Genomic DNA, 6,694 nt, shown 5'->3' with positions numbered 1-6,694 from the left:
TCGTTTCGGCCTGGCGCTTGTACCAGCGAATCAGGGCGTTGCGGATCATGTGGGGTTGTTCCGCGCCCTGGGGCACGGACACCAGCAAACGCCCCTGCACCAATTTCACCGGAGCGAAGAGGCCTTTTTCCACTTTCAGCCGGTAGTTGCGGCCAAGGTAGGAGAAGGACTCTCCGGAGACGTAGCGCTTGCTGCTGGGCGGGGTCATCTCCTGATGAAGCGCGATCTTTTCCTTGATCCAGCGGCGTTTGGCCGCCAGCAATTCGCCAATACGCTCCAAAGAAACGTCCGCCGGCACCACCACCGACACCGCCCCTTCTTCCACCCGGATATCGGCAGACTTGCGGCGACTGGTGCGGATCACTTCGGCAATAAAGCCGTTGCCGTCGATAAATTCAGGACGCTTCAAGCTATAGCTCTCTGATCCAGTCCAGCGTTTCCGGGTGGCGCTGAATCAGGCGCATCAGGGTGGTCGAGCCCTGGTCCGGTTTACCACGGTCCTGCTCCCAGCGCTCAAGCGTGCGCACACTCATGCGTAGCATGTTGGCGAAGATCGGGCGGGACACTTTCAGGCTTTCGCGCAGCGAACGAATTTCTGCAGCGGTAATTTCCAGCGGGTCTTTCAGTTCCAGCTCAGTGGTCTGCAGGGTTTGCTTGCCCTCCCGGGCATCCTGCAACGCCTCAAAGCCTTCGGTCAGTTCGCCGAAGATATCGCGCTTGTTGTCAGTCTTCTTTGCCATGGCTTCTCGCCTCCACCTCGCGCGCCAGCAGCGCCTTGAGGGCTTTCTTCTGGTCAGCGGTCAAATCGGTTGCCTCATCCTTGTCATACAGGGTGAACAACCAGAACTGTGCGCCACCGGCGTACCAGTAATAGATAATCCGCACCCCACCGCGCTTGCCCTTTCCGCGCCGCTTGTCCACCCAGCGCACCTTGCGCAGCCCGCCCGTGCCCTGAATCACATCCCCCATGTGGGGCGATTCCAGCAACATGGCCTGGAGCAACCGGTATTCCTCGTCTTTCAGGTAGTCCGCCCGGTGGCGGCTGAAGGGCGGCAGCTCGACAAACAGCGCCTTCATGGGGTGCTCGACCCAAAGTATACGCGATTCACGTATGACGGCAAGCCTGTGACTGTCAGCGACAGCCCATCAGCATACAAAGCCATCCTTGGCTCCTTGTATTTCAATCAGTTAGCCAGACCTTCCTTGTAGGAGCGGTGGTTCCACCGCGATGCACCAGATCCATCTGTGCTTGCAGCCTCCTTGAAACCCAAAATCGCGGTGGAACCACCGCTCCCACAGGGTGAGATTGCATCCCCAACCGAGTTCAGCACTGACCTCTCATTCCACCACATTCGCCCCTCAAGTGGGGCTCCTACAGCTACCGGGTTCGCAGGCGTCTACTTGAACTTCGTCTTCGCCAGATCCATAAACCGCTCCTGCACCACATTCACAATCGCCTTGTCGCCAAAGCTGCAGTCCAGGATCGCCCGCTTGATGGCCTTCTTCATGCGCTTGATCTCTTCGCCTTTCTTGAAGAAATCCACGATCTGGGTAGCTTCGTTGAACATCTCCACCAGCGCTTGGGTGGTGGTCTTGATCTCGTCCTCGACGCTCTCGCTCACCACCTCTTCGCCCGTATGGCGAACCACTTCCGACATCAAAATGCGGAAGAAAGCCATCTCGGTTTCATCCAGGCCCTTGTCATTCCCCTCCTGCTTACGGTTACTCTCGATGGACCCAACCATGTCCAGCAGCAATTCCAGTTGCTGCTCCCACTTGCCGTTGGTCTTCTCGATGATGTCGCGCAGGCGCAGGCTCAGGGACTTGTAGTATTCCGGGTCTTCATCCAGCTTCACGGTGATGTGGTGCTTGATAGCGCTCTCAATCTCCGAGGCGCGGGATTCCGGGGATTTGATCTGCTCCACGGATTCGCGGAAGTTGGCGGCCATCAAGTCCACCGGCGGGATCTTCGGATCGACGCCGGTGCTGATGATGTGCTCATCCACCAGTTGCCTCACCTTCTCGCCGGCGTCGGCGATATTCAGGCCCGGGTCGCGGTAGCGGTTGCGGGCAGCGTTCTGCACCTTGCCCCACAGCTTCAGGTCGGCAATAAACGGCTTGGCCGCCGGGTCGGGCAGCACCACGTCCATCTGCCGGGCAAAGCGCTTGTAGGCCAGCTCGAATTGCTGGCGGATGTCTTCGTCCTTGAGGAACAGCACGTAGTCATCGACATCCGAGCCCTTAAGGCCACTGAACACCTGCGCCACCCGCGTATGCGTCGCCTTCAGCTTGGGGATCTCGTCCTTCAGGGTGACATAGGTGCCTTCCACGTCATCGCTGCTGAACTGCTCCAGCGCCTCGGTGAGGTAATCGGACAGGCCGTAGTAATCCACCACAAAGCCCGCCTGCTTCCCCTTGTAGGTACGATTCACCCGCGCAATGGCCTGCATCAGGGTGTGATCCTTCAGGCTGCGGTCGATGTACATCACCTGGGCAATGGGGGCATCGAAGCCGGTGAGCAGCATGTCCTTCACAATCAGGAAGGCCAGCGGGTTCTCGTTCAGGGGCTTCTTGAAACCATCGATGGCCTGCTTCTGCTGGGCCTTGTCGGTGTACTTGGCAATGTAGCCCTCGTCATTGTGGCTACCACTGATAATCACCTCGGACGGCGGCGCGCCCAGCTCATCCAGGGTCTTCTTGTACACCGTGGCCGCATGGCGGCTGCCCACCACCACCATGGCCTTGAAGCCGTTGGGCTGGATATGCTCCCGGTAGTGCTTGAGCAGATCCAGGCACACCCAGCGAATCCGCGCCGGGGCTTCGCGCACCGCCCGCTCCACCCCGTACTTCTTCTTGATCTCGCGCTTCTCGTCGTCGCTCTTGTCCTTGAAGTATTCGTCGAACAGCTTGTCCAGAGATTCGCCCACCACCTGGGTCTGGGCCTGGCGGCCTTCGTAGATGATCCGCACCGTGGCGCCGTCTTCCACCGCCTCATTGATCTTGTACTGGTCGATGTAGCCACCAAAGGCCTGATCCATCTTCTGGGTCTTCAGTAGCGGGGTGCCGGTGAAGCCGATCTTGGGGGCATTGGGCAGGGCCGCATTGATTGTAGCCGCCAGGCCGCCGAACTGGGTGCGGTGGGCCTCGTCGGCCAGCACGATGATCTTGTCGCTGGGGTTCAGATCGGTAAAGTCGCCTTCCGCCTCGGCATCCTGAAACTTTTGCACCATGGCCGTGACAATGTCAGAGGCATCCTTGGTGAGCAGCTCTTTCAGCTTGGCCACCGAGTTGGCGTTATAGATGGTTTCGTTCTGGGCATCGCGGAAGGTGGCGGAAAGTTGGCTGTCCAGCTGGGTACGGTCGGTGACGAACACCAGCTTGTACTTCTGCAGTTCCGGGTCGCGGCGCATCTTCACCGCCAGCATGACCATGGTCAGCGACTTGCCCGAGCCCTGGGTGTGCCACACCACCCCGGACTTTTCTTTACGGGTAGTGCCGTGCTTCAGTCGCTCGATCACCTTGTTCACTGCCCGGTACTGCTGGTAACGGGCCACCTTCTTGATCAGGCGGCCTTCCACCGGTTCAAACAGGATGAAATTGCGGATCAGGTCGAGAAAGGTGTCGTGGCTGAACATGCCCATCAGCAGGCGTTGCTGAGCGGTGATATCGCTCTGCACCGCTTCGCCTGCACCATTGGCCGCTTCCCCTTCACCAGTAAGAATGGCCTTCACCTGTTCCAGATAGGCCGTGGACGGCACATCTTCAATCTTGCTGGCGGCATTCCCGTCGGTCGTTACTCTCCCAGCCTCCGGCTTCGCCAGCACCCCACGGATATCCGCATCCGTATAGGGGTAAGCATCCTTCCAGTCGCCGTAATGCTGGGCCATGGAACTGATGGTGCCGACCCGGGCCTGATCCCGGCAGGTGGACACCATCAACTGGTTATACCAGAACAGCTTCTGCGCCCCTTCATCATCTTCCGGGCGGCGCAGGTTGGCGTAGCGGCGTAGCTGGTTGATGCCCTCGCCGATGGCATCCGAGGAGGAATAGGGAGACTTGCACTCGATCACCGCCAGCGGCAGGCCATTCACGAAGCAGACAATGTCGGGAATGATGTTCTGGTTCGCGCCTTCCACCTTGAACTGGCTGGTGCAGAGAAAGTCGTTATTGGCCGGGTTATCGAAATCCACAACGGTGACCGTTTGCCCCTTGCGGCCCGAGCCCAGATCCTGCTCCACGGAAAGGGCATGATCGCCAGTGCAGCAGAGCATTTCCCACAGGGCCTGGTTGTATTCAATCAGGCCGGCGAAATTGGGGTGGGTAAACTCACGCAGCACCTTGCGCAGGTTTTCCTCGCTGATCCACGGGTTCAGGCGGCGCAGGGCCGCCTCCAGCCGCTTGGCAAGCACTACATCGCGAAAATAAGCGCGTTCTTGCCTGACGAGGTCAGGCGATAGCGCAGCACCATTTACATAAGACCAGCCCAGTTGCGTGAGCTGTTCAATGGCCGGCGCTTCAACCTTGTCGTATTCGTCCTGAAACACTCAGGCCTCCTTCTCGCTACTATCCTGAGCCAGCATATTCATGACCAAGCGTATCAGCGTGTCTTTCTGTTTCGGGTCAGATTCCGCCACCAGCAGGGTCAGAGCCGCCAGGCCGGTATCGTTAATCACCGCCTCGCCAGCGGCATTCAGCAAACGGCCATTACGGTGCAGGAAGTCCACAAACAGCCAGGCACCGCTGCGCTTGTTGCCATCGCTGAAGGGGTGGTTCTTCACCACGAAATACAGCAAATGTGCGGCTTTGCTTTCCACCGCCGGGTAGGCAGGCTCGCCAAACACCGTTTGCTCAAGGTTGCCGAAAATCCCCGCCAGACCATCGCTACGCGGGTTGGCAAACAAGGCCGTGGCTTCGCCGCGCGCCATGAGCAGGGCTTTCAGGCCCTTCAAGTCGGCCATGGCCTGCTCTGGCGAAGGCAGCTGACCGCCCGCCTCACCGCTGGGTTCTTCCAGCAAACCCTCGTCGTAGCGCTGTAGCCACAGGAAGGTTTGCGTATAGCGGCTGACAATCTCCACCAGCCCGCGCCCTTCTTCCAGCCCCAACCCCGTTGATTTCACAGCTTTTTTCACCAGCGCCAAGGCCTGTTCCAGTTCATGGGCGTTTTGCTCAAAACGCTGCTGGTTGATGGTGTAGCCGCGGGTGAGGTGTTCTTTTAGGCGCTGGGTGGCCCAGATGCGAAACTGGGTACCTTTTTTCGAGTTCACCCGATACCCCACGGAAATAATGGCGTCCAGGTTATAAAACTTGAGCTTTCTGCGTACCTGCCGCTTGCCCTCTTGGCGAACTACCGAGGATTCCTCGGTAGTTGCCTCGGCATCCAGTTCGCCTTCCTTGAAGATGTTTTTCAGGTGTAAACCGATGGTATCGGCATCTTTCTCAAACAGCTCTGCCATCTGGCCCTGAGACAGCCACAAGGTGTCCTGCTCCAGCCTCACCTCAATGGGACCTTGGTCGCTGCTTTGGTAAATTTCGATCTGTGCGGGCGCGTCCATACGTTTACGTCCCCAAAGCGGTTGTCAGCTGCGCAATGGCCGGAATTTCGACTTTTTCGGCTTCATCCTGAAACATAACGGGCAGTCACGCCAATCAGGCGACTGCGTTCTCCTTGTTATCGACGTTGACTCTGAGCTTGCCGGTGAGCAGGTCTTGCATTAGGGATTTTTTGAGATTTGTGGTTGCGGATAGCTTTTCCGCCTTTCCCAATATGACTCTAGAAATTCTTGCGTGTGCCTCAGCAATCTTCTGTTGCTCGCAAATAGGAGGCAACGGGAGGAGCAATCCCTTCAGGGTTTTAGAGCTTATAGAATCCATCACCCCTCCTTGTGACTCATTTTTGAACTGCTCATGCACCCAATTAGCATAATTTATTTGCCAGCAAATCAACTCAGGAATACATAACTCTTGATCGAAGGTCATTGTCCAAACATGCTTAGAAGACAAAGCCCTGCCGACGCCATCAGGAACAACGCAGCATCTGCCAACAGTTCCCATAATTGTGACCATTACATCCTTTTCTCTGACCGCGTACCGCTTGAGTTCTTCAAACTTTTCTTCTGATACGAATCGCCGAAATTTATTCTCGAACCTTTCAACATGGACGTTATCAATCCCTAGATAAGGGATCCCTTTTTGAACGAGCTCGCTCTTCAGTAGAGAACTGCCAAACGGACCACTTCTCATAGGGTAGTCAACTTTTGCCAACAGGGACTCTAAACCAACAACTTCCCACCCCTCCGGAATCCGCCCCACCGGCGAATCCTTGAACGCGGTATGCCCAATGCCTTTGGTCAACAGCTCCTGCATCATGCCGGTTTTCAGGTCTTTCAGCTTGTCGATCTGTGCGCGTGTTTTTTCGATCACGTCATCGACGGAGGACAGGATGGCTGCTATTTTTTGTTGTTCGGGGAGAGGGGGGACTGGCACCTGAAGATTTTCTAGGATTGTTGTATTAATTGAGGTGCGCGTTGAGCCGACTGATTCGCCTACAATTTCTTTCTGGATTTCATCGGTTCTTAGTCCATACNCCAAGAACTCTGGGTTTACCTTTTTCAGATCAACCCTCATTCGCAATGTCTGCCCCGATATAACCCACCCACTTTCTCGTTTAGTGGTTAGAAAACAGCTCCCAACCCTC

Annotated in this window: 6 protein-coding genes; all 6 read right to left on the bottom strand. The window is 56.9% G+C overall.

Annotation, left to right across the window (positions count from 1 at the left end; genetic code table 11):
- Positions 1–409 (bottom strand): M48 family metallopeptidase (locus tag A3754_RS03395; RefSeq protein ID WP_156496741.1); only part of this gene is annotated, 409 nt, incomplete at its 3' end.
- A 1-nt stretch (position 410) separates the two neighbouring features.
- Positions 411–740 carry a DNA-binding transcriptional regulator gene (locus A3754_RS03390; RefSeq protein ID WP_063518851.1) on the bottom strand — a complete coding sequence of 110 codons (330 nt, stop codon included), beginning with the start codon at positions 738–740 and terminating at the stop codon, positions 411–413.
- The gene (locus tag A3754_RS03385; RefSeq protein WP_063518850.1) at positions 724–1,077 is read right to left on the bottom strand and encodes a hypothetical protein; all 354 of its coding nucleotides are present in this window, start codon (positions 1,075–1,077) and stop codon (positions 724–726) included. The genes A3754_RS03390 and A3754_RS03385 overlap by 17 nt, the downstream gene beginning before the upstream one ends.
- A 320-nt stretch (positions 1,078–1,397) precedes the next feature.
- Positions 1,398–4,544, bottom strand: a complete 3,147-nt coding sequence (locus tag A3754_RS03380; protein ID WP_063518849.1) for a type I restriction endonuclease subunit R — start codon at positions 4,542–4,544, stop codon at positions 1,398–1,400.
- Positions 4,545–5,552, bottom strand: coding sequence for a RhuM family protein (gene rhuM / locus A3754_RS03375; RefSeq protein WP_063518848.1), 1,008 nt, complete (start codon positions 5,550–5,552; stop codon positions 4,545–4,547).
- Positions 5,553–5,646: 94 nt separating this feature from the next.
- Positions 5,647–6,694, bottom strand: a 1,048-nt coding sequence (locus A3754_RS03370) for a restriction endonuclease subunit S (protein ID WP_063518847.1), incomplete at its 5' end; no start/stop codon positions are given.

Source organism: Alcanivorax sp. HI0083 (assembly GCF_001635175.1).
Note: the sequence above shows the minus strand (reverse complement) of the source record. Positions and strands in the feature narration are given on the sequence as shown.

Bases quoted from the DNA above. Each gene is read 5' to 3' on its own strand.
- A3754_RS03390 (WP_063518851.1), bottom strand. From the start codon at position 740: ATGGCAAAGAAGACTGACAACAAGCGCGATATCTTCGGCGAACTGACC.
- rhuM (WP_063518848.1), bottom strand. From the start codon at position 5,552: ATGGACGCGCCCGCACAGATCGAAATTTACCAAAGCAGCGACCAAGGT.
- A3754_RS03385 (WP_063518850.1), bottom strand. From the start codon at position 1,077: ATGAAGGCGCTGTTTGTCGAGCTGCCGCCCTTCAGCCGCCACCGGGCG.